The sequence below is a fragment of the Nonomuraea sp. NPDC001831 genome (genome assembly GCF_042892035.1).
Classification (GTDB): domain Bacteria; phylum Actinomycetota; class Actinomycetes; order Streptosporangiales; family Streptosporangiaceae; genus Nonomuraea.
On sequence record NZ_JBIATU010000007.1, the window covers coordinates 16,741 to 35,307 of the forward strand.

24 protein-coding genes are annotated in these 18,567 nt (G+C 71.4%); 17 read left to right on the top strand and 7 right to left on the bottom strand.

Going from position 1 to position 18,567, the window contains the following annotated elements:
* The first annotated feature begins 1 nt into the window (after nucleotide 1).
* From ACFYYW_RS23075 to ACFYYW_RS23125, 11 genes are all read left to right on the top strand, one after another.
* A complete protein-coding gene (locus tag ACFYYW_RS23075; protein ID WP_352323824.1) occupies nucleotides 2–721 on the top strand; it encodes a DUF6082 family protein in 720 nt (239 codons plus the stop codon).
* An 11-nt stretch (nucleotides 722–732) separates the two neighbouring features.
* Entirely contained in the window at nucleotides 733–1,122 is a 390-nt protein-coding gene (locus tag ACFYYW_RS23080; protein WP_387651316.1) for a hypothetical protein, read from the top strand.
* Between the two features lie 43 nt (nucleotides 1,123–1,165).
* On the top strand, nucleotides 1,166–1,783 hold the full coding sequence (locus ACFYYW_RS23085) for a TetR/AcrR family transcriptional regulator (RefSeq protein WP_387651319.1): 618 nt from the start codon (nucleotides 1,166–1,168) through the stop codon (nucleotides 1,781–1,783).
* Nucleotides 1,780–2,196: an acyl-CoA thioesterase gene (locus tag ACFYYW_RS23090; protein WP_387651321.1), complete on the top strand. Its 417-nt coding sequence runs from the start codon at nucleotides 1,780–1,782 to the stop codon at nucleotides 2,194–2,196. Before ACFYYW_RS23085 ends, ACFYYW_RS23090 begins: the two co-directional genes overlap by 4 nt.
* Nucleotides 2,197–2,257: 61 nt before the next feature.
* Nucleotides 2,258–3,418, top strand: a complete 1,161-nt coding sequence (locus ACFYYW_RS23095; RefSeq protein ID WP_387651324.1) for a sensor histidine kinase — start codon at nucleotides 2,258–2,260, stop codon at nucleotides 3,416–3,418.
* Nucleotides 3,406–4,047 carry a response regulator gene (locus ACFYYW_RS23100; RefSeq protein WP_387651327.1) on the top strand — a complete coding sequence of 214 codons (642 nt, stop codon included), beginning with the start codon at nucleotides 3,406–3,408 and terminating at the stop codon, nucleotides 4,045–4,047. The genes ACFYYW_RS23095 and ACFYYW_RS23100 overlap by 13 nt, the downstream gene beginning before the upstream one ends.
* Before the next feature lie 34 nt (nucleotides 4,048–4,081).
* On the top strand, nucleotides 4,082–4,876 hold the full coding sequence (locus ACFYYW_RS23105; protein ID WP_387651329.1) for an MBL fold metallo-hydrolase: 795 nt from the start codon (nucleotides 4,082–4,084) through the stop codon (nucleotides 4,874–4,876).
* A 35-nt stretch (nucleotides 4,877–4,911) separates the two neighbouring features.
* Nucleotides 4,912–5,484 carry a PadR family transcriptional regulator gene (locus tag ACFYYW_RS23110; protein WP_364388691.1) on the top strand — a complete coding sequence of 191 codons (573 nt, stop codon included), beginning with the start codon at nucleotides 4,912–4,914 and terminating at the stop codon, nucleotides 5,482–5,484.
* Between the two features lie 114 nt (nucleotides 5,485–5,598).
* The gene (locus ACFYYW_RS23115) at nucleotides 5,599–5,976 is read left to right on the top strand and encodes an SgcJ/EcaC family oxidoreductase (protein WP_387651332.1); all 378 of its coding nucleotides are present in this window, start codon (nucleotides 5,599–5,601) and stop codon (nucleotides 5,974–5,976) included.
* A complete protein-coding gene (locus tag ACFYYW_RS23120; RefSeq protein WP_387651334.1) occupies nucleotides 5,973–6,323 on the top strand; it encodes a hypothetical protein in 351 nt (116 codons plus the stop codon). Before ACFYYW_RS23115 ends, ACFYYW_RS23120 begins: the two co-directional genes overlap by 4 nt.
* Nucleotides 6,324–6,333: 10 nt before the next feature.
* Nucleotides 6,334–7,299 (top strand): GNAT family N-acetyltransferase, encoded by a 966-nt coding sequence (locus tag ACFYYW_RS23125; protein ID WP_387651336.1) that lies wholly within the window; start codon nucleotides 6,334–6,336, stop codon nucleotides 7,297–7,299.
* Here ACFYYW_RS23125 and ACFYYW_RS23130 read toward each other — a convergent pair.
* Together ACFYYW_RS23130 and ACFYYW_RS23135 are read right to left on the bottom strand one after the other, a co-directional pair.
* On the bottom strand, nucleotides 7,286–8,635 hold the full coding sequence (locus ACFYYW_RS23130; protein WP_387651339.1) for an ATP-binding protein: 1,350 nt from the start codon (nucleotides 8,633–8,635) through the stop codon (nucleotides 7,286–7,288). The genes ACFYYW_RS23125 and ACFYYW_RS23130 overlap by 14 nt on opposite strands.
* Nucleotides 8,632–9,303, bottom strand: coding sequence for a response regulator transcription factor (locus ACFYYW_RS23135; RefSeq protein WP_387651341.1), 672 nt, complete (start codon nucleotides 9,301–9,303; stop codon nucleotides 8,632–8,634). The genes ACFYYW_RS23130 and ACFYYW_RS23135 overlap by 4 nt, the downstream gene beginning before the upstream one ends.
* A 124-nt stretch (nucleotides 9,304–9,427) precedes the next feature.
* Between ACFYYW_RS23135 and ACFYYW_RS23140 the strand changes: the two genes are divergently transcribed.
* Complete coding sequence (locus ACFYYW_RS23140; RefSeq protein WP_387651344.1) at nucleotides 9,428–9,994, top strand: hypothetical protein; 567 nt, start codon at nucleotides 9,428–9,430, stop codon at nucleotides 9,992–9,994.
* Nucleotide 9,995: 1 nt separating this feature from the next.
* Here ACFYYW_RS23140 and ACFYYW_RS23145 read toward each other — a convergent pair whose 3' ends face one another.
* Nucleotides 9,996–11,072 (bottom strand): hypothetical protein, encoded by a 1,077-nt coding sequence (locus ACFYYW_RS23145; protein ID WP_387651346.1) that lies wholly within the window; start codon nucleotides 11,070–11,072, stop codon nucleotides 9,996–9,998.
* Between the two features lie 99 nt (nucleotides 11,073–11,171).
* A complete protein-coding gene (locus ACFYYW_RS23150; RefSeq protein WP_352330470.1) occupies nucleotides 11,172–11,609 on the bottom strand; it encodes a hypothetical protein in 438 nt (145 codons plus the stop codon).
* A 219-nt stretch (nucleotides 11,610–11,828) separates the two neighbouring features.
* Between ACFYYW_RS23150 and ACFYYW_RS23155 the strand changes: the two genes are divergently transcribed.
* Together ACFYYW_RS23155 and ACFYYW_RS23160 are read left to right on the top strand one after the other, a co-directional pair.
* Nucleotides 11,829–12,365 (top strand): peptidylprolyl isomerase, encoded by a 537-nt coding sequence (locus tag ACFYYW_RS23155; protein ID WP_387651348.1) that lies wholly within the window; start codon nucleotides 11,829–11,831, stop codon nucleotides 12,363–12,365.
* Nucleotides 12,366–12,477: 112 nt separating this feature from the next.
* On the top strand, nucleotides 12,478–13,341 hold the full coding sequence (locus ACFYYW_RS23160) for a rhomboid family intramembrane serine protease (RefSeq protein ID WP_352330474.1): 864 nt from the start codon (nucleotides 12,478–12,480) through the stop codon (nucleotides 13,339–13,341).
* 34 nt (nucleotides 13,342–13,375) lie between these two features.
* Here the strand turns inward: ACFYYW_RS23160 and ACFYYW_RS23165 are convergent, their stop codons facing one another.
* On the bottom strand, nucleotides 13,376–13,621 hold the full coding sequence (locus ACFYYW_RS23165) for a cell division protein CrgA (RefSeq protein ID WP_125640971.1): 246 nt from the start codon (nucleotides 13,619–13,621) through the stop codon (nucleotides 13,376–13,378).
* A gap of 144 nt (nucleotides 13,622–13,765) precedes the next feature.
* Between ACFYYW_RS23165 and ACFYYW_RS23170 the strand changes: the two genes are divergently transcribed.
* From ACFYYW_RS23170 to ACFYYW_RS23180, 3 genes are read left to right on the top strand one after another with little or no spacing between them, the layout of a single operon-like run.
* Nucleotides 13,766–14,389, top strand: coding sequence for a class E sortase (locus ACFYYW_RS23170; protein ID WP_352330476.1), 624 nt, complete (start codon nucleotides 13,766–13,768; stop codon nucleotides 14,387–14,389).
* Nucleotide 14,390: 1 nt separating this feature from the next.
* Nucleotides 14,391–14,549 carry a hypothetical protein gene (locus tag ACFYYW_RS23175; RefSeq protein WP_352330478.1) on the top strand — a complete coding sequence of 53 codons (159 nt, stop codon included), beginning with the start codon at nucleotides 14,391–14,393 and terminating at the stop codon, nucleotides 14,547–14,549.
* Nucleotides 14,546–15,118, top strand: a complete 573-nt coding sequence (locus tag ACFYYW_RS23180; protein WP_352330479.1) for a gamma-glutamyl-gamma-aminobutyrate hydrolase family protein — start codon at nucleotides 14,546–14,548, stop codon at nucleotides 15,116–15,118. Before ACFYYW_RS23175 ends, ACFYYW_RS23180 begins: the two co-directional genes overlap by 4 nt.
* Nucleotides 15,119–15,253: 135 nt before the next feature.
* Here the strand turns inward: ACFYYW_RS23180 and pknB are convergent, their stop codons facing one another.
* Both pknB and ACFYYW_RS23190 read right to left on the bottom strand, forming a co-directional pair.
* The gene (gene pknB / locus ACFYYW_RS23185; RefSeq protein ID WP_387651353.1) at nucleotides 15,254–17,095 is read right to left on the bottom strand and encodes a Stk1 family PASTA domain-containing Ser/Thr kinase; all 1,842 of its coding nucleotides are present in this window, start codon (nucleotides 17,093–17,095) and stop codon (nucleotides 15,254–15,256) included.
* 83 nt (nucleotides 17,096–17,178) lie between these two features.
* Nucleotides 17,179–18,549 carry a protein kinase gene (locus tag ACFYYW_RS23190; protein ID WP_364416557.1) on the bottom strand — a complete coding sequence of 457 codons (1,371 nt, stop codon included), beginning with the start codon at nucleotides 18,547–18,549 and terminating at the stop codon, nucleotides 17,179–17,181.
* Nucleotides 18,550–18,567 lie beyond the last annotated feature (18 nt).

Here is an 18,567-nt window from a genome sequence, read left to right on the forward strand (position 1 = left end):
GGTGAACAGACGGTCGTTCGGGCGCTACTGGGTGACCATTTTGCTCCTGCTGTCGGTCGTCGCCGCCGCCGGACTGGTCGTCGCCTCCCCGTTCTTCCTGGCCGCCCTGGGGCGCAGCCGCGGCGACTGGTCGGTGCTCGGCGACATCGGCCAGACGTACGGCGCGGCCTCGGCCATCCTGGCCGTCCTCGCGCTCATCGGCGTGGCGTTCTCGCTCGTGCTCCAGGCCAGAGAGGCCAAGTCCGCCAGGGAGCAGGCGCTGCGCACGCTGCACGGCGACCTGATGAAGATGGCGATGGACGACCCGCTCTACCGGGCCTGCTGGGGAGCGTTCTTCGCCTCCGGCGACGAGGAGGGGCAGCGGGCCCACCTGTACGTGAACATGATCCTCAACCACTGGCTGCTGATGTGGGAGCTGCGCTCGATCACCGAGGCGCACCTGCGGCAGATCGCCGCGACCGTGCTCGCCGGGCCGATCGGGCGCGACTTCTGGCGTCAGGTGCGGACGTTGCGGACGACGAGCGCCGGGTCGCGCAGGGAACGCCGGTTCAACCTGATCATCGACGACGTCTACTCGGAGGTCACCGCCGGCGAGGCGGCGCCCGTGGCCGCGCAGGCGCCCCGCGGGGGAAGTTCCGTGGTGGTGAGGGTCGGGGTGGCGCTCGCGCTGGTCGTTGTCGTTCGGCGTATTCTGCGGGGTTTCGTCGGGGGTGGGCGCTAGTTTCGTCCACCATGAGCTACGACCTGTACTTCGGCTCGGAGAGCGACGAGCCGCGCCCGCCGGACCTGGTGGCCTGGAACAACGTCGTCACCCAGGCCCGCGCGCTCCTCGGCGACGTGACGGTCTTCGAGGGCCCGCCCAACTGGGAGCTCGAACACGAGGGCACCGGCATCTCCGTGGACCACTGGGCGGGCGGCTGGGGGATCAGCGTGCCGTACTGGTGGCACGGTGAGGCCGCGGGCCGGGTCGTGGGCCTGATGTACCAGGTGGCGCGGATCGTCGAGCGGGAGTCGGGGCTCGACGGCAATGACCCGCAGCTCGACTGCCCGATCACGGAAGCGGACGCGGCGGCGGCGGTCCGGATCTTCGACGCGGTCGCGGTGCGCTACGGGAGGGTCTGACCCCGTCAATCTGAACGATCGGTCGTTAATGTATGCTGGCGGCATGGCCGACGTGAAGGAAGACGGTCGCCGGGCGCGCGGGCAGCGCAGCCGTGAGGCGATCCTCGGGCAGGCCGTGTCGCTGGCCTCGGTGCACGGTCTGGACGGGCTGACCCTGGGCCGGCTGGCCGAAGCCGCCGGTGTCAGCAAATCCGGATTTTTCGCTCACTGGCGAGATAAAGAGCAACTTCAGCTCGACACCATCGAGTGGGCCGTCCGCCAATGGACCGACGAGATCGTCAAGCCCGCGCTCAAGGCCCCTCCCGGCGTGGCCCGCGTCCTGGCCCTGCACGAGGCGCGCCTGCGTTTCTACGAGAGGGGCGTCCTGCCCGGCGGGTGCTTCTTCTACACGGCGCGGGTGGAGTTCGACGACCGTCCCGGCCCGGTCAGGGACCGGGTGGCCGAGTCGATGGCCGAGTGGCTGCACTTCGTCGAGCGGCTGGTCCGGGAGGCGGTCGAGCTGGGGGAGCTGCGCCCGGAGACCGACCCGGCGCAGCTCGCGTACGAGATCGACGCCCTCGGCGAGGCCGCGGTCACCCACACCCGCCTGCTCGGCAGGGGCGAGGCCGCCTACGAGCGGGCCCGCCGCGCCGTCCACGACCGACTGAAGGAGCTCGCGTGACCCAGACCCGACCCGCCCAGGTGCACTTCGACGACCTCGACGCGATGGGCCTGCTGCACAACTCGCGTTACGCCCTGCTGGTCGAGCGCGCGATCTCCGCCTACTGGGCCGAGCAGGGCTGGAGCTTCGACCCGGCGATCTCCAAGTTCAAGGACCTCTACCTGGCCGTACGCGAGTTCAAGATCACCTACAACGCGCCGGTCATGGGCGCGGGCGAGGTGCAGGTCGACTTCTGGATCGACCGCATGGGCCGCACCAGCGGCGTGTACGGCTTCCGCGTCCTGTCGCAGGACCGCTCAATCGTGCACGCCGAGGGCTACCGCGTCAACGTCAACCTCGATCCGCAGACCTTCCGGCCCACGCCGTTCAGCGCCGAGCTGCGTACCGCCGCCGAGCCGCTGATGGCGAGCTGAGCCGCCGAGGGTAGACCCTGCACTACTGCGGGCCGTTCCCGTCCCCGGATACGGTCGCCGGGTGGGAAACAGGACCGCGCTCGAAGCGCTCACGCAGCGGCCGGCCGCCTTCCTCCGGTCGGCCTGGCCGTGGCGGTGCGTGGCGTACCTGGTGGGCAGCGTGCTGCCGGGGGCGGCCGTCGGGCTCGGGGTCATCGCGGTCGGGCTCGCCGGGCCGCCGGTCGGCCTGCTGCTCGTGCCGGTGCTGCTCGCGCTGGTCGTGCCGCCGGTCGCCCGGTTCGAACGGGTGCGGCTGCGCCTGGTGGACACCGTGCCGCTGCCGTCGGTGCCCGACCGGCGCCGGCGGGCGGCCGGGGTCGCGGTCATGACGGTGTTCGCGATGTGGTGGATCGACCTGGTCATGCTGGGGTTCACCGTCGGGGGGCCGGTGCTGCTGATCCTGTCCCCCGTGGTCCAGCCGGAGGCCGGGCCGGTGCTCGGCGCCGTGGCGGGCGTGGCGGGGGTGCTGCTGCTGCCGGTGGCGGCGTACACGATCACGGCGTGGGGCGGGGCGCGCGGCGCGATGGTCAGGGCGGTGCTCGCGCCGGCCGGGTCGGAGCTGAGCGAGATCATGCGGTCGCGGGCGCGCCTGGTGGACGCGTTCGAGACCGAACGCCGCCGGATCGAGCGGGACCTGCACGACGGCGCGCAGCAGCGGCTGGTCGCCCTGTCGATGACGCTCGGCCTGGCCCGGCTGGACGTGCCCGACGATTCGCCGACGGCCCGGCTGCTCGACGTGGCGCACGACGAGGCCGGGCAGGCGCTGGCCGAGCTGCGCGAGCTGATCCGGGGCGTGCACTCGCAGGTGCTCACCGACCGGGGGCTGGGCGCGGCGATCCGCGACGTGGCCGGACGCTCGCCCGTCCCCGTGGACGTGGACGCCGACGAGCTCGGGCGGCTGCCCGCGCCCGTCGAGGTCACCGCGTACTACGTGGTCACCGAGGCGCTGGCGAACGTGGCCAGGCACAGCGGCGCCACCAGGGCCGCGGTCACCGCCCGGACGGCGGCCGGCACGCTGGCCGTCGAGGTGCGCGACGACGGCGTCGGCGGCGCGGACCCGGCCAGGGGCACCGGGCTGACCGGCCTGGCCGACCGGCTGGCCGTGGTGGCGGGACGATTGTCGGTGTCCAGCCCGCCGGGCGGCCCGACCCTGGTACGAGTGGAGATCCCGTGCGCGTCGTGATCGCCGAGGATGCCGTGCTGCTCCGCGAGGGGCTGGTGGGGCTGCTCGAACGGTTCGGCCACACCGTGGCGGCCTCGGTCGGCGACGCCGGCGCCCTGGTCGCGGCGGTCGCCGAGCACCGCCCCGACGCCGTGGTGACCGACGTGCGCATGCCCCCGGGCTTCACCGACGAGGGCCTGCGCGCCGCGCTCGGCCTGCGCCGCCGCCACCCCGAGCTGGCCGTCCTCGTGCTCAGTCAGTACGTCGAGCAGACGTACGCGGCCGAGCTGCTGGAGTCCGGCGCCGGCACGGGCGTCGGCTACCTGCTGAAGGACCGGATCGGCGACGTGCGCGAGTTCGTCGACGCGCTCGACCGGGTGGCCGCGGGCGGCACGGTCGTGGACCCGGAGGTGGTGCGCCAGCTCCTGCGCCGCCGGCGCGACCCGCTGGCCCGGCTCACCCCGCGCGAGCAGCAGGTGCTCGCCCTGATCGCCGAGGGCCGCGCGAACGCCTCGATCGCCAGGGAGCTGGTCGTCACCGACGCCGCGGTGGCCAAGCACATCGCCGGCATCTTCACCAAGCTCGACCTGCCGCCGGAGTCTGACGGCCACCGCCGGGTCCTGGCCGTGCTGGCCTACCTCCGGGGATGACCGGCGGGAAGTCCGAAAAGTAAGGTTCGTTGCCATGAACGAGCAGTGGCAGGAGGTCGGCGACCGCGTCTACGTGCGTCGCCATGAGTCCTTCGACCTGAACACGGGCCTCATCGTGGGCGACGGGCACTGTCTGGTGCTCGACACCCGAAGCTCCCACCGGGAGGCCGCCGACCTGATCGACGCGATCAGGACGATCACCGGCCACCCGTGGACGGTCGTGAACAGCCATTCGCATTTCGACCACTACTTCGGCAACGCGCTCTTCCGTCCCGCCGAGATCTGGAGCCACGTCCGGTGCGCCGAGGAGATCGAGGTGTACGGCGAGCGGCACCGCGCGGACGTCATGGAACGGCGGCCCGACCGCCGCGCGGAGATGGAGGAGATCGCCGTCACGCCGCCCGACCACACCTTCACCGTCTCGGCCAGCCTCGACATCGGCGGACGCATGGTGCACCTGCGGCACTTCGGGCTCGGCCACAGCAGCAACGACATCGTCGTGCACGTGCCGGACGCCGGCGTGGTGTTCGCCGGCGACCTGGTCGAGGAGGGCGCGCCGCCGGCGTTCGGCGACTCCTACCCGCTCGACTGGCCGGACACGACGGCCGCGATGCTCGACGCGCTGCCCGAGCAGGTGTTCGTGCCGGGGCACGGCGCGGTGGTCGGCCGGGCCTTCGTCCAGGAGCAGCAGGCCGAGCTGGCGCTGGTGGCGGAGCTGGCCGCGAAGGCCCACGTGGAGGGGCTGCGGGACTCGATCACCCGGTTCCCGTACCCGGAGCAGGTGTCGCGGCAGGCGATCGAGCGGGCCTTCCTCCAGCTCGACGGGTGAGCTATATTGCAAATTGCAATATAGGGGGAGGCAACATGGCACAACGCAAGGGCCTGGTCGACCTGACCGTGCTCGCCCTGCTCACGGTGCACCCGAGCCACCCCTACGAGCTCCACCGCTTCATCATCGACACGCACAAGGACTACATCACCGGCCTGCCGCGCAGCCTCTACCACGCGGTCGAGCGGCTGGCCAGGGACGAGCTGATCGTCCCCGCCGCGACCGGCCGCGAGGGCCGCCGTCCCGAGCGCACGGTCTACGAGATCACCGACGAGGGCCGCGAAGAGCTGATCACCCGGCTCCGGCGGCTGCTGGAGCAGCCCGACCCCGACCGGCGCGCCTTCGTCGCGGCCATCTCGCTGATCGGCTGCCTGCCGCTGCCCGAGGCGCAGCGGGCGCTGCGCACCCGCGCCGCGACCCTCGAAGGCACGCTCGCCGGGATGGAAGGGCACATCAAGGCCATGCACGACAGCGGCCTGCCCGAGATCCTCATGCTGGAGGTCGAGTGCGAGCAGGCGCTGCACGCCGCCGAGCTCGCCTGGATCAGAAGACTTCTCGACCGGCTCGACCAGGGCGAGCTCGCCTGGACGAGCACGACCGAGGGGTGAGAGAAGGGCCGCCGGGGTGCGCCAACACCCCGGCGGCCGACATCCGAACACGGCGCCTGCCCTGCCCGGACGCGCAACTCCCAGGATAGGCGCCGCGACGAAAGGAGCTGTGCCATGTCCGAAGAGATCACCCGCCTGGTGGAGCGGATGACGGAGACCTGGAACGCCGGCGACTCCGCCGCCTACGCCGGCCTGTTCACCGAGGACGCCGACTACATCACCTTCTTCGGCCTGCACCTGCGGGGCAGGAAGGCGATCGAGGAGACCCACCGCGCGCTGTTCGAGACCTCGATCAAGCTGGCCGAGGGCGGCCCCGCGCCGATCGTCCGGCCGCTGACCGACGACGTCGCGCTGGTGATCGTCGGCGGCAGCTCGTCGGTGGCCGGCGTGCCCGACCCGAGCAGGGAGTCCGTCGTCACGCTGACCGCGCTGCGCACGCCGGAAGGCTGGCGGTTCGCCTCCTTCCAGAACAGCCGGGTGCGCAAGCCGTGAGGAAACGGCTGATCACCGAGGTGGCCGGGGTGGTCGGCGCCCCGGTCGAGCAGGTGTGGCAGGCCCTGACGCGCTCACTGCCCACACACCCGATGACCGTCGAGAAGGACGGGTACACCGTCGCCTTCCAGGGCGGCTGGTGGTACCGGGGCGAATGGGCCGTGCTCCCGCACCCCGAGGGCGCCCGCGTGGAGCACCGCGTCTACGACGTGGCCGAGCGGGGACGCTGGGCCGTGCCCCTGGCCAACCGGTTCTTCATCGGGTTCGGCCAGCGGACGAGGAAGGGCTTCGCCGAAGGCATCACCCGCATAGGGAAAGAACTGGGGTGTTTCGCCAGGCTGTCCTAGGCTGCTGGCCATGAGCCTGGTGTGGGAACCGCTGACCCCTGACGACGCCGAGGCGCTCGCCGCCCTCCTGGCCGCGATCGAGGCCGAGGATCGCACGGGCGAGATCCCCGACCTCGACGACGTCAGGGAGCAGCTCGGCCACCGCCTGATCGACCTGGCCGCGGGGACGCTCGCGGCCAGGCAGGGCGGCGAGATCGTCGCCTACGGCTACCTGCCGGTCCGGCAGTCCGTCACCGACAGCCACGTCATGCGGCTGTCGGGCGGCGTGCACCCCGCCCACCGCAGGCGCGGGCTCGGCCGGCGGATCGTCGACTGGAGCCTGGCCGTGGCGCCTGGGTTGAGCGAGCGGGCCTTCCCCGGCGTCCAGCCGGAGATCCACCTCCACGTGCCCGACACCAACGTCGGGCTGAAGGCGCTGGCCGAGGGCGCCGGTTTCGTCGCCAACCGCTGGTTCGCCCACATGGGACGCTCGCTGTCGGGCGACCTGCCGGCCTTCGCGCCGCCCGCCGGGGTGACCGTCGCCCCCTGGTCGCCCGAGCTGGACGAGGGCGCCCGCCGCGTACGCAACGAGGCGTTCCTCGACCACTGGGGCAGCGTTCCGCACACCCCGGAGAGCTGGCGCGACTACATCGTCGGCTCCCAGAACTTCCTGCCGGAATCGTCGTTCGTGGCCCTGCACGACGGCCGGGCGGTGGGCACGCTCATCACCCACACCTTCGAGGGCTACAACGAGCTGGCCGGCGAGCGCCGGGCCTGGATCCAGATCGTCGGCACGCTCCGGGAGTGGCGCGGCAAGGGCGTGGCCGGCGCGCTGATCGCGCACGCCCTGGCCGCCTTCCGCGCGCAGGGGTTCGACACGACCGGGCTGGGCGTCGACGCCGACAACCCCACGGGAGCCGTCAGCGTCTACTCCCGCGCCGGTTTCGAGATCTTCCAGCGCAGCACGAACTACGCCCTGGTCGTCAAACGGGGCTGAGCGCCCCCTCCGCGAGGGGGAACCGGGCCACGAAACCGGCGTCCGTGTACGTGAGCGTGCCGCCGTGCAGGTGGGCGATGTCCCTGGCGATGGGCAGGCCGAGCCCGGCGCCGCCGGCGTCCCTCGCCCGCGCCTCGTCCAGGCGGGTGAAGCGGCCGAAGACGGCCTCGCGGTGCTCCGGCGGGATCCCCGGGCCGTCGTCGTGCACCTCCAGCACGGCCTGGCCCTCCTCGGCGCGCACCCGCACGCGTACGGCCGAGGCGGCGTGCCGGACGGCGTTGTCGGCCAGGTTGGTGACCAGCCGGTCGAGGTGCGCGCGGGAGCCGTTCAGCACCACGTCGGGCTCGATGTCCAGCTCGACCCTGATCTCCGGCCGCCGCCTGACCCGCAGCGACTCCTCGGCCGCCACCTGACCCAGGTCCAGCTCGCCGGTGCGCAGCGGCTCGCCGGCGTCCAGCTTGGCCAGCATGAGCAGGTCGGCGGCCAGCGACTGCAGGCGTTCGACGTCGGCCAGCGCCTCGCGGGTGAGCTCGCTCTGCTCGGCCAGTTCGAGCCGGGCCCGCAGGGTGGCGATGGGGCTGCGCAGCTCGTGAGCGGCGTCGGCGACGAACCGTTTGTGCCGGCCCACGGCCGTCTCCAGGCGGTCGAGGGTGCCGTTCACGGTGGTGGCCAGGGCCGCGATCTCGTCCTTGGAACCCGGCACCGGCACGCGCTGGTGCAGGTCGCGGGCCGTGATGTCGGCCACCTTGGCCCTGATCGCGGCCACGGGGGCCAGCGCGCGGCCCACGGAGAACCAGGTCATCCCGGCCACCACGAGCAGCAGGGCAGGCACGCCGGGCAGCAACGCGCCGTACAGGGCCTGGACGGCCTTCTGCACGCCGTCCAGGGAAACCCGCGACCAGAGCGTGGCCGGGCCGGTCGGCGTGCTCACCTGCAGGCCCGCGACGGCGTATTCGGCCGGCTGCGCCCACAGGGCGGGCGAGCCGGTGGCGCGGCCGGCCAGGACGAGGTCGGGATCGGCGAGCCGCACCACGGACAGGTCGTCCGCCATGATCGTGGTCGTCCGGGCGGCGGTCGTCGTGGCCGCCGGCGTCACCCCCTCAGGCATGATCGGCACCGTCTCCGCGTACGGCATCGCCGCCGCGGCGCGCCTGGCCGCCTCCTCGCCCGCGTTGCCCTCCAGCGTGCCGCGCAACGCCATGACCAGCACCAGGGCGGCGACGCCGAGCGCCAGGGCCACCACCAGCGTCGCCGCGACGGTGGCCCGCACCCGCACCGACGACAGCCCGCCCGGCACCCGCGCCCAGCTCGGCCTCCGTTCGAGCAGCGCCCTCATGCCGCCTCCAACCGGTAGCCCGCTCCCCGGACGGTCACCAGCGTCGTCCGCCCGAACGGCAGGTCGATCTTCCTGCGCAGTGCGCTGATGTAGACCTCGACGATGTTCGGGTCACCGTCGTAGGAGAAGTCCCACGCCTGGGCCAGCAGCTCGCTCTTGGAGACCACCTCGCCGGGGCGGCGGGCGAGCGCGTGCAGCACCGCGAACTCCTTCGGCGTCAGCCCGACCTCCACCCCGCCCCTGCGGCAGCGCAGGCCGGCCGGGTCCACCACCAGGTCGCCGACCGTGATCGTGACCGGCCGCTCGGTCCCGCCGCGCCGCACCAGGGCGCGCAGCCGGGCCAGCAGCACCACGTACGAGAACGGCTTGGCCAGGTAGTCGTCGGCGCCGTTGTCCAGCGACTCGGCCTCGTCGTGGACGCCGTCCTTGGCGGTGAGCATCATGATCGGGGTCCAGTCGCCCGCCTCGCGCAGCCGGGAGCAGACCGTGTAGCCGTTCATCCTGGGCAGCATCACGTCCAGGACGATCACGTCGTAGGCGTTCTCGGTCGCCATCCACAGGCCGTCGCGGCCGTCGTGGGCCACGTCCACGGCGAAGCCCTCGCCCGCCAGCCCGCCCTTGATCAGGCCGGCCAGCCGTTCCTCGTCCTCCACCAGCAGCACTCGCACGACGTAAAGAGTGCCTGAGCGAACCTAAAGCCAACCTGAAGATCATTTAGGGCGCGTTCAGGGACGCTTCAGGTGCGGGCGAGCACGCTCGGGGCGTTCGGATGGATCCCACTGAGGAGAATGCATGTTCAAGCGACGTCTCGCGGTCCTCGGCACGGTGGGGGTGCTCGCGCTCGCGGGCCTGGGCGGCTCCGCCCTGGCCGACGGGACCCCCGCCCCCGACGCCACCACCACCACCATGGCTGTGTCCTGCCGGACGGCGGACGGCAAGGAGCTCAAGCTCGCCGACGGCCCGGCGGCTCGGGTGTTCGTCATGCGCGCCGAGAAGGGTGAGCGGGCGGACGGCGCGCCGGAGCTCAAGGCCGAGCAGGGCCGCGTGATCGAACTCGCCCCCCGGGCCAGCACCGAGGCCACCCCGACCACCCCCTCCGCCCCGGCCGCCCCTCGGTCCGGCACCGAGGCCGCGCCCACCACGCCGAGCGCCACCCTTCCCGAAGGCGAGGCCGTGCCCGCCGTCCCGGCGACGCCCCTGACCGATGCCGAGACCGGGCCCGCCGACCTTCCCGAAGGCGAGGCGGCGCGGGTGCTCCCGGCGCTGCCCGCGACCGAGCTTCCCCCGGGCGCCGTGAAGCTGGACGACCCCAGCAAGGTCGTCCGCATCGTCTGCGCCCCCGCCGAGTCCGTCAAGTAGTTCACCCGGGGAACGACGGGTGCGGGCCGAGCGCCCAGTACTCGAACAGGCCGTGGCCGACGAGCCCGTCGTACTCGAAGCGGCCGACGGCGTCGACCAGGCCCCACATCCTGGCGGCGTCGTCGGGCAGCCGGTACGTCACCCCCTGCACGACCGTTCCCGACCCCTGGTACATGCCGTGCCGCCACTCCGGCTCCAGCCCGTATCCGGTGCCGGCCATGAGGTGCACCGGCAGCACCGGCGTGCAGCGCACCTCGAACGGCTTGCCGCCGGGCGGCGAGAAGGCGATCACGGCGTCCACGACGTCCCGGGTGCCAGGGGCGTAGACCGGGCGGTAGTCCGGCCGGCCGAGGTACTCCTCCTCCCGCCCGTCCGTCCAGACGCGTACGGCCTCCTCCAGCAGCCGCCGGCCACGGTGGTCCTCCTGGACGATGCACAGGATGGCGTGGTCGTCGAACTTCATCGGCGTGTACAGCCAGTAGAACGTGCCGGGGTTGTTGGCCTGGATGCCGGGCGGCTCGGGCTCGCCCACCGGCCGCACACCCCATGACCGGTCCCTGGTGCCGAGCCAGCGGTCGGGGGTGACCGGGATCACCTGGTCGCCGACGGTGATGCTGCCGGACCAGCGGCCGGTCTGGGCGAGCCGCACCGAGTCGAACATCACCCGTTCCTGCCAGCGCAGGAAATGGCGGGGTTCGAGGGTCGCCGGGATCGTCCCCTCCCAGTCGAGCTCGAAGGACAGGCCATGCTCGGTCGGCTCAAGGATCACCCGGAGCCGCTTGAGCCCTTCGATCACCTCGACCCGGAAGGGGCCGATCCTGGTGTCCATCCGGTCGGGGCCCAGCTCGCGCGAGGCCCGCACGACCCGGTGCAGGTCGCCGTGCCGTACGCAGGCGAAGGCGTCGGTGACGCCGAGGTTGGGGTACTGGCCGAGGCCGACGATCAGCATGAGCTCGTCGGTGCCGGCGTGGCAGTTGAAGTAGTAGCGGTCGTAGAAGTTGCGGTCGGAGGTGGCGACGTGCCGCATGACCTGGGCGGTCTGGTGCACGGGGTGATCGTCGAGCGGTGACAGCGCCATGCCCGGGTTTGTAGCAAGCGCTTGGTGAAACGTCAACGGGCCGGAACGCGGAAGCGCGCCCCCGCTCTCACGAGAGCGGGGGCGCGCTTCCTGTCCGGATCAGGGCATGTTGTGCGATGCCTGGTCCGTCTTGTTCTGCACGTTGGACGCCATCCGGTCCGCCGAATGCGCGGTCCTGTCCGCCTTCTCACCGACCCAGCGTGATGCATCGGAGGCAGAGTCCTTCATGTGCTCGGTCCACTGCTGGGCGTTGCGGCGGTAGGCCATGTAGCCGATCGCGCCGACCGCAAGACCGGTCAGCAGCACCATCGTCGGCCACCGCCGTGACCGGGACGGTTTCGGATCGATTCTCCTGGCCGCCGCCGACAGCATCCTGCTGACCTTGGGGGCGACCTGATCCTCGAACCCGTGCGCCGCGGCGTCGAGCCTGGGCGCCGCCCAGTAACGGGCGTCTTCGATGCGCTGTGCGGTGGCCACCTTGGCCTGGTCCGCCATTGGCGCCATGCGATGGCCGGTCTTGACGGCCTGGGCCTTCATGCGGCCCATCCACGTGGCGGGTACCTCTATTACCACGCGGCGTCTCTTCAGTGTCAGGGACACGACAACCTCCCCTGTCGTTGGGGCCCCGCGCTTGACCTTCCCTGGACAAGGCGGCTCAATCATGGCGGTCCATGGGAGGATGGCTCAGGAGGCCGAACGGCCATATTCCGCAGAACATCACATACAACCCTGTACATAGAGGGGGGCAGCTGTCTCGTGGCTGAGAAGCTGATCGCAAATCTGAAGACCAATCGCGGCGATATCAAGGTCGAGCTTTTCCCGAACCAGGCGCCGAAGACCGTCCGCAACTTCGTGGAGCTCGCCGAGGGCACCCGCGAGTGGACGCATCCGGAGTCGGGCGAGAAGAGCACGGCCCGGCTGTACGACGGGACCGTCTTCCACCGGGTCATCTCCGGTTTCATGATCCAGGGCGGCGACCCGCTCGGCCAGGGCATCGGCGGCCCCGGCTACGAGTTCGACGACGAGATCCACCCCGACCTCTACTTCAACCGGCCCTACCTGCTGGCCATGGCCAACGCGGGCGTCCGGGGCGGCAGGGGCACCAACGGCTCGCAGTTCTTCATCACGGTCGTGCCCACGCCGCACCTCAACGGCAAGCACACGATCTTCGGTGAGGTCGTCGAGGGCCAGGACGTCGTCGACGCCATCGCCAAGACCGACACCGACCGGCGCGACCGTCCGGTCCAGGACGTCGTCCTGGAGTCGGTCACCATCGAGCGCGTACAGGGCTGAGCCCGTCCCTGACGGGGGCGGGCCACCCACGGGTCCCGCCCCCTTCGGGCAGGCATGTCACAGCCCTGATCGACGGCACACAGCTGGGTCCGGTACGTCATAGGCTCTGGACATGACCAGCCAGCCGCCCAGCCCGCCCTCGCAGCCCGAGCAGCCCGCCGAGGCGGTCCCCACGTGCTACCGGCATCCCGGCAGGGAGACCTGGGTCCGCTGCCAGCGCTGTGACCGGCCCATCTGCCCCGACTGCATGCGCGACGCCGCCGTGGGCTTCCAGTGCCCCGAATGCGTCGCCCAGGGCAACCAGGGTTTCCGCCAGGCCCGCTCCACCTTCGGCGGCCAGGTCGTCGGCACGCCGTACGTCACCTGGGCCATCCTGGCCCTCAACGTCCTCGTCTTCGGCGCCCAGTACCTCGTGCCCGCCGTCACCGGGGCGCTGCAGATGTGGCCGGCCGGAGTGGCGGTCTTCGGCGACTACTACCGGCTGGTCAGCGCCGCGTTCGTGCACGCCGGCGTCTTCCACATCCTGTTCAACTGCTGGGCGCTCTACGTCGTCGGGCCCTATCTGGAGCGCGCCTTCGGTCACGTGCGCTACACGGCCCTCTACCTCGTCAGCGCCGTCGGCGGCAGCGTGCTCAGCCTCTGGCTCGACCCGCTCGGCCAGCCGACCGTGGGCGCGTCCGGCGCCATCTTCGGCCTCTTCGGCGCCGTCTTCGTGGTGGGCCGAAAGCTCAACATGGACGTCCGCGGCATCGCCATGCTCATCGTGATCAACCTGGTGATCACCTTCGTGTTCCCCGGCATCAGCTGGACCGGGCACGTCGGCGGCCTGATCACCGGCTCGGTGCTGGCGGGAGCGATGGCCTACGCCCCCAAGAACAACCGGACCCTGTGGCAGGTGCTGGCGATCGCGGGAGCGCTGGCCGTGCTAGCCGTGCTCGTGATGGCCCGGACCTCGGCGATCCTGAGCTCGATCTGACTTCCCCAGGCTGTGGAAAAGACTGTGGAAAGAACTAACGCCAGCGGGTGGAAAGAACCACACCGAAGATGATGAAGACAAACCCGATCAGCAGGTTCCAGTTCTGGAGGTCGCTGAAGAAGGGCGCCTGCGGGGCGACGTAGTAGATCGCGATCCACAGGATGCCGATGATCCAGGACACCACCATGGTGGGCGCCAGCCAGCGCGGGCTGACCTTGACCTGCTGGGACTTCTGCGGCGGGGTGTAAACCGCCTTCTTGCGAGCCTTGGACTTGGGCACTGGGTAACTCCTGCTGAGGGCCTGGGCTTCCGGATCGTCCACAGGCTCTTCGTTAAGCGTAGTTGAAGCGTGCCCCAGGATAGTCGCCACGCGCACGACATGGCGATCCCCCACGTCGCGAGATGTCATGAATACGCTGACGACATGCGGTCCATCTTCCGGGCCGTGGGGGAGCTGAGCATCACCGCCGGCCTGGTCCTCATGTTGTTCTGCGCCTACCTGCTCTGGGGCACCGGCGCCTACACCAAGAGCCAGCAGTTGCTGCTCCAGCGCGAGCTGGCCGCCGAGAAGGCGGAGCGCGACCGCGGCCGCATCGACAACATCGAGCTCGGCAAGGCCGTCGCCATGCTGAGCATCCCGAGGCTCGGCCGCGACTACCGGTACGCCATCGTCGAGGGCGTGGACGCCGAGCACCTGAAGAAGGGCCCGGGACACTACCCAGACAGCGCCATGCCCGGCCAGGTCGGCAACTTCGTGGTCTCGGGCCACCGGACCACGTACGCGGCCCCGTTCAAGGAGCTCGACGAGCTCGAACGCGGCGACGAGATCATCGTGGACGCCCGCGAGGCCCGCTACACCTACCGCGTCACGTCCCAGGACGTCGTGGAGCCCACGGAGGTGGAGGTGCTCGCCCCCGTCCCCGGCAAGCCCGACATCCGTCCCATCCGCGCCTACATCACCCTCTCCACCTGCCACCCCGAATACTCCGCCGCCCAGCGCCTCATCGTGTACGGCGTGCTCAAGAAGACCGAGCTCAGAAAGGACTGACATGTACGGCTGGATCTGGCGCAGACTGCCCGGCGACACCCGCCGCAAGGTGCTGGTGGCCGCCGTGCTGGTCGCGGTCGTGGGGGTCGTACTCTGGTATGCCGTGTTCCCGCTCCTGGAGCCGGCGGTGACGCTCGACGAGGTGACCGTAAGAAGATGACCCGCGTGCTGGTCGTGGACAACCACGACAGCTTCGTCCACACGATCGTCCAGTACCTGCGCGTGCTGGGCGCCGACTGCGACGTGCGCCCCCGCGACGTCGTGGGCGTGCGCGACGGCGACGCCTTCGACGGCGTGCTCGTCAGCCCCGGGCCGGGCACCCCGGAGGCGGCCGGCGTGAGCGTGCCCCTGGTGCTGCGCGCGGCCGAGCGCGGCACGCCCCTGCTCGGCGTCTGCCTCGGCCACCAGGCCATCGCGGTCGCCTTCGGCGCCACCGTGGCCCGCGCGCCCGAGCTGGTCCACGGCCGCACCAGCGCGGTGCACCACGACGGCAAGGGGGTCTTCGAGGGCCTGCCGTCGCCGGTGCCGATGACCCGCTACCACTCGCTCGCCGTGCTGCCGGAGACCGTCCCCGAGGTCCTCGACGTGACCGCCCGCACCGACGACGGGGTCATCATGGGCCTGCGCCACCGCCGGGCGCCCATCGAGGGCATCCAGTTCCACCCGGAGTCGGTGCTGTCCGAGCACGGCCACCGGCTGCTCGGGAACTGGCTGCGCGGGATCGTGTAACGCCCGGCTCGCACAGAGCGACTACCAAAGGAACGCCCCCGCCGTTGCCCCCGAGCGGCGGGGGCGTTCTTTCGTGCTCGGGGAACGCCGAAGGGCCGCCCTTCCCGCGTGGGGAGGGCGGCCCTGGGTGCTCGGTCAGCCGTTGAGGCCGTCGTCGCCGATCGGGTTGTCCTCGGTCGGCTCGTCGGACGGGAAGTCCGTCTGGTCGTCGGTCGGTTCGTCGGTGGGCTGCTCGTTGGTGGGCGGCGGAGCCGTCTCGGGGCCGGTGGACACCACGATCGTGATCGTCGTGTTCGGCGGCAGCTTCTGGCCCGCGCCCGGGTTCTGCTGGATGACCGTGCCCTCGGCCTGGTTGTCGGCCTGCGGCGACACCTTCACCTTGAAACCGGCGCCCTTGAGCGCGGCGATGGCGTCCTTCTGGGTATAGCCGGTCACGTCGGGCAGCTCGGTCAGCTCGAACGGCACGTAGAGGGTGACGCTGGCGTCCTTCTCGATCTCGGTGCCGGCCGCCGGCTTGGTCTCGAAGACCTTGCCCTGGGGCTTGGCGGACTGCTTGGTCTTGACCACGCCCTTCAGGCCGACGTCGTCGAGGGCCTTCATCGCGTCCTGGGTGCTCATGCCGATGAGCCCGTCGGGGACGGCGACCTTCTCCTTGCCCTTGGACACGACCAGCTTGACCGTGGAGCCCTTCTCGACCTTCTCGCCCTCGGCCGGCTCGGTGCGGATCACCGTGCCCTTGCCGAACTCGTCGCTGGCCTCCTGCACCACCTCGGGCTTCAGGTTCAGGGCGATGAGCGCCTTCTGCGCGGGATCCAGCTTCTGCGTGGCCAGGGCCGGGATGGTGACCGAGGCGTCGGTGGGCGTGGTCTTGGTGCCGAACACCAGGTAGCCGACCGTGACGAAGGCGCCGATGATCAGCAGCGGGATGATGATCCACAACGCTGTCTTGACCGCGTTGCCGCCGCCGCCGGAGGCCCTGCGCCGCCCCACGCGGGTGCCGTCGCCGTCGCCGTACTCGTACGGCGGGACCGCGCCGGTGCGCTGCGTGGCCGGGCCCTGGGCCGCCTGGGTGGCGGTCATCATGCGGGTGCCCTGGTTGAAGTTCCCGGTCATCGCCATCGTCTGGGCGTCGACCGGCATGCCGGACATGGCCCGCTGGATGTCGGCCCGCATCTCGCCGGCGTTCTGGTAGCGGTGGGCCGGGTCCTTGGCCATGGCCTTGAGCACGATCGCGTCGGCCCACGCCGGGATCTCGCGGTCGATCTGCGAGGGCGGGATCGGCTCTTCGCGGACGTGCTGGTAGGCGATCGCCACCGGGGAGTCGCCGGTGAACGGCGGCTGGCCGGTGAGCAGCTCGTACAGCACGCAGCCGGTGGAGTAGATGTCGCTGCGGGCGTCGACGCGCTCGCCGCGGGCCTGCTCGGGCGACAGGTACTGGGCGGTCCCTATCACCTGCGCCGTCTGGGTCATGGTGGCGGCCGAGTCGGCCATCGCGCGCGCGATGCCGAAGTCCATCACCTTGACGTCGCCGGCGCGCGTGATCATCACGTTGGCCGGCTTGATGTCACGGTGGACGATGCCGCCGCGGTGGCTGTAGTCGAGCGCGCGCAGGATGCCGTCGACCAGCTCGGCCGCCCGCTCGGGCAGCAGCCGGCGGTCCTGGCGCAGCAGGTCGCGCAGCGTCCGGCCGTCGACGTACTCCATCACGATGTAGGGCACCGGGGTGCCGTCGGTGACGTCTTCGCCGGTGTCGTAGACCGCGACGACGGCGGGGTGGTTCAGTGAGGCCGCCGACTGCGCCTCGCGGCGGAAGCGGGCCTGGAAGGTGTGATCGCGCGCCAGGTCGGAGCGGAGGGTCTTGATCGCGACTATGCGGTCCAGCCGGATGTCTCGGGCGCGATACACCTCGGCCATGCCGCCGCGCCCGACGACACCGTCGAGCTCGTAACGACCTCCGAGTAGCCGAGGCTGAGTCATTTCCTGCACTGTCCCTTACCGTTCATCTTGGGTACCGGCCTGCTCGGGGGGCCGCCGGTGTCCATCATCGACCCCGTAGCGCATCACGTCTCCTCCTTCGGCGGGTTTGTGCCACCCGGGTCCGGCGAAGCGGTTGGTGTCGGAGTTGTCGGTGTCCTGCTGGGCGTTGGGGTGGTGGGGGTGGGAGTCGGGGTACGGGTGGTCGGGGTTGGCTTCGGTGTCGGCTTCTTCGTGGGAGTAGCCGACTTGCTTACCGTAGCCGACCGCGAGGGTACCGGCCGCGTCGACTTCACCGGAAGCGCAGGGGGTCGGCGCGTGTGCTTCTTCACCCGCGTGGGCCTGAGCAGCTCGGGCGACTGCATCGGGGAGTGGCTGGGCTCGGCGATCTCCGGCAGGGGCGGCGGCGTCGTATCGCGGTTGGCGAACGTGATCGCGCTCAGCCCCACCGCGGCCACGCAGCCGGCCGTCGCGACCAGCGCCAGCGTCCGCGCGCCACGGCGGCCGCGGGCCGGCGGATCGGGCGGGCTCTGGACCGTCGTGGCCGGGGCGAGGCTCTCGGTCGCCCGCTGGTCCTCCGTGGCCGGCTCGCGCACCCGGAAACCCGCCGGATCGGTGTACATGCTCAGGTCGGCGCCCTGCTCGACGCCCTCGACCAGCGACTGACGCAGCACGTACGCCCGGTCGGCCGCCTCCAGCGCCGAGGCCGGACGCATCCCCGGCTCCTTGGACAGCAGCGTCATGACCAGGTCGCGCACCGGGACGGGCACGTCCGCGCCGAGCGGCGGCGGCTGCTCGTTGAGGTGCAGCAGCGCGATCGCCACCTGGCTGTCGGCCCGGAACGGCGTGTGGCCGGCCAGGCACTCGTAGGCCACCACGCCCAGCGAGTACAGGTCGGTCGCGGGCGTGAGCGGGAAACCCTGGGCCTGCTCGGGGCTGACGTACTGGGCCGTGCCGAGGACGGTGCCGGTCTGCGTGACGGGCGCCGCCTCCAGGGCGCGGGCGATGCCGAAGTCGGTCACCTTGATCGTGCCCTCGCGGGTGACCAGCAGGTTGCCGGGCTTGACGTCCCTGTGGATGATCCCGGAGGAGTGGGCCGCGTGCAGCGCCTTGGCGGTCTGGTGCACCACGTCGAGGGCCACCTCGGGCCCGAGCGCGCCGTTGCGCCCCAGGATGGCCGACAGCGGCTCGCCGTGCACCAGCTCCATCACGAGATAGGCCAGGTCGCTCTGCTCGCCGTAGTCGAAGATCTGGGCCACCCCGGGATCGGCCAGGGCGGCGGTGAGCCGCGCCTCGTTGCGGAAGCGCTCGCGGAACGTGGGGTCGGCGTGCATGTGACTGCGCAGGATCTTGACCGCGACCTCGCGGCCCAGGAGCTCGTCACGGGCGCGCCACACCTCTCCCATACCGCCCGTGGCGATGCGGGAGAGCAGGAGGTAGCGGTTACGGAGCCGCATGACCCAGCACGTTACCGT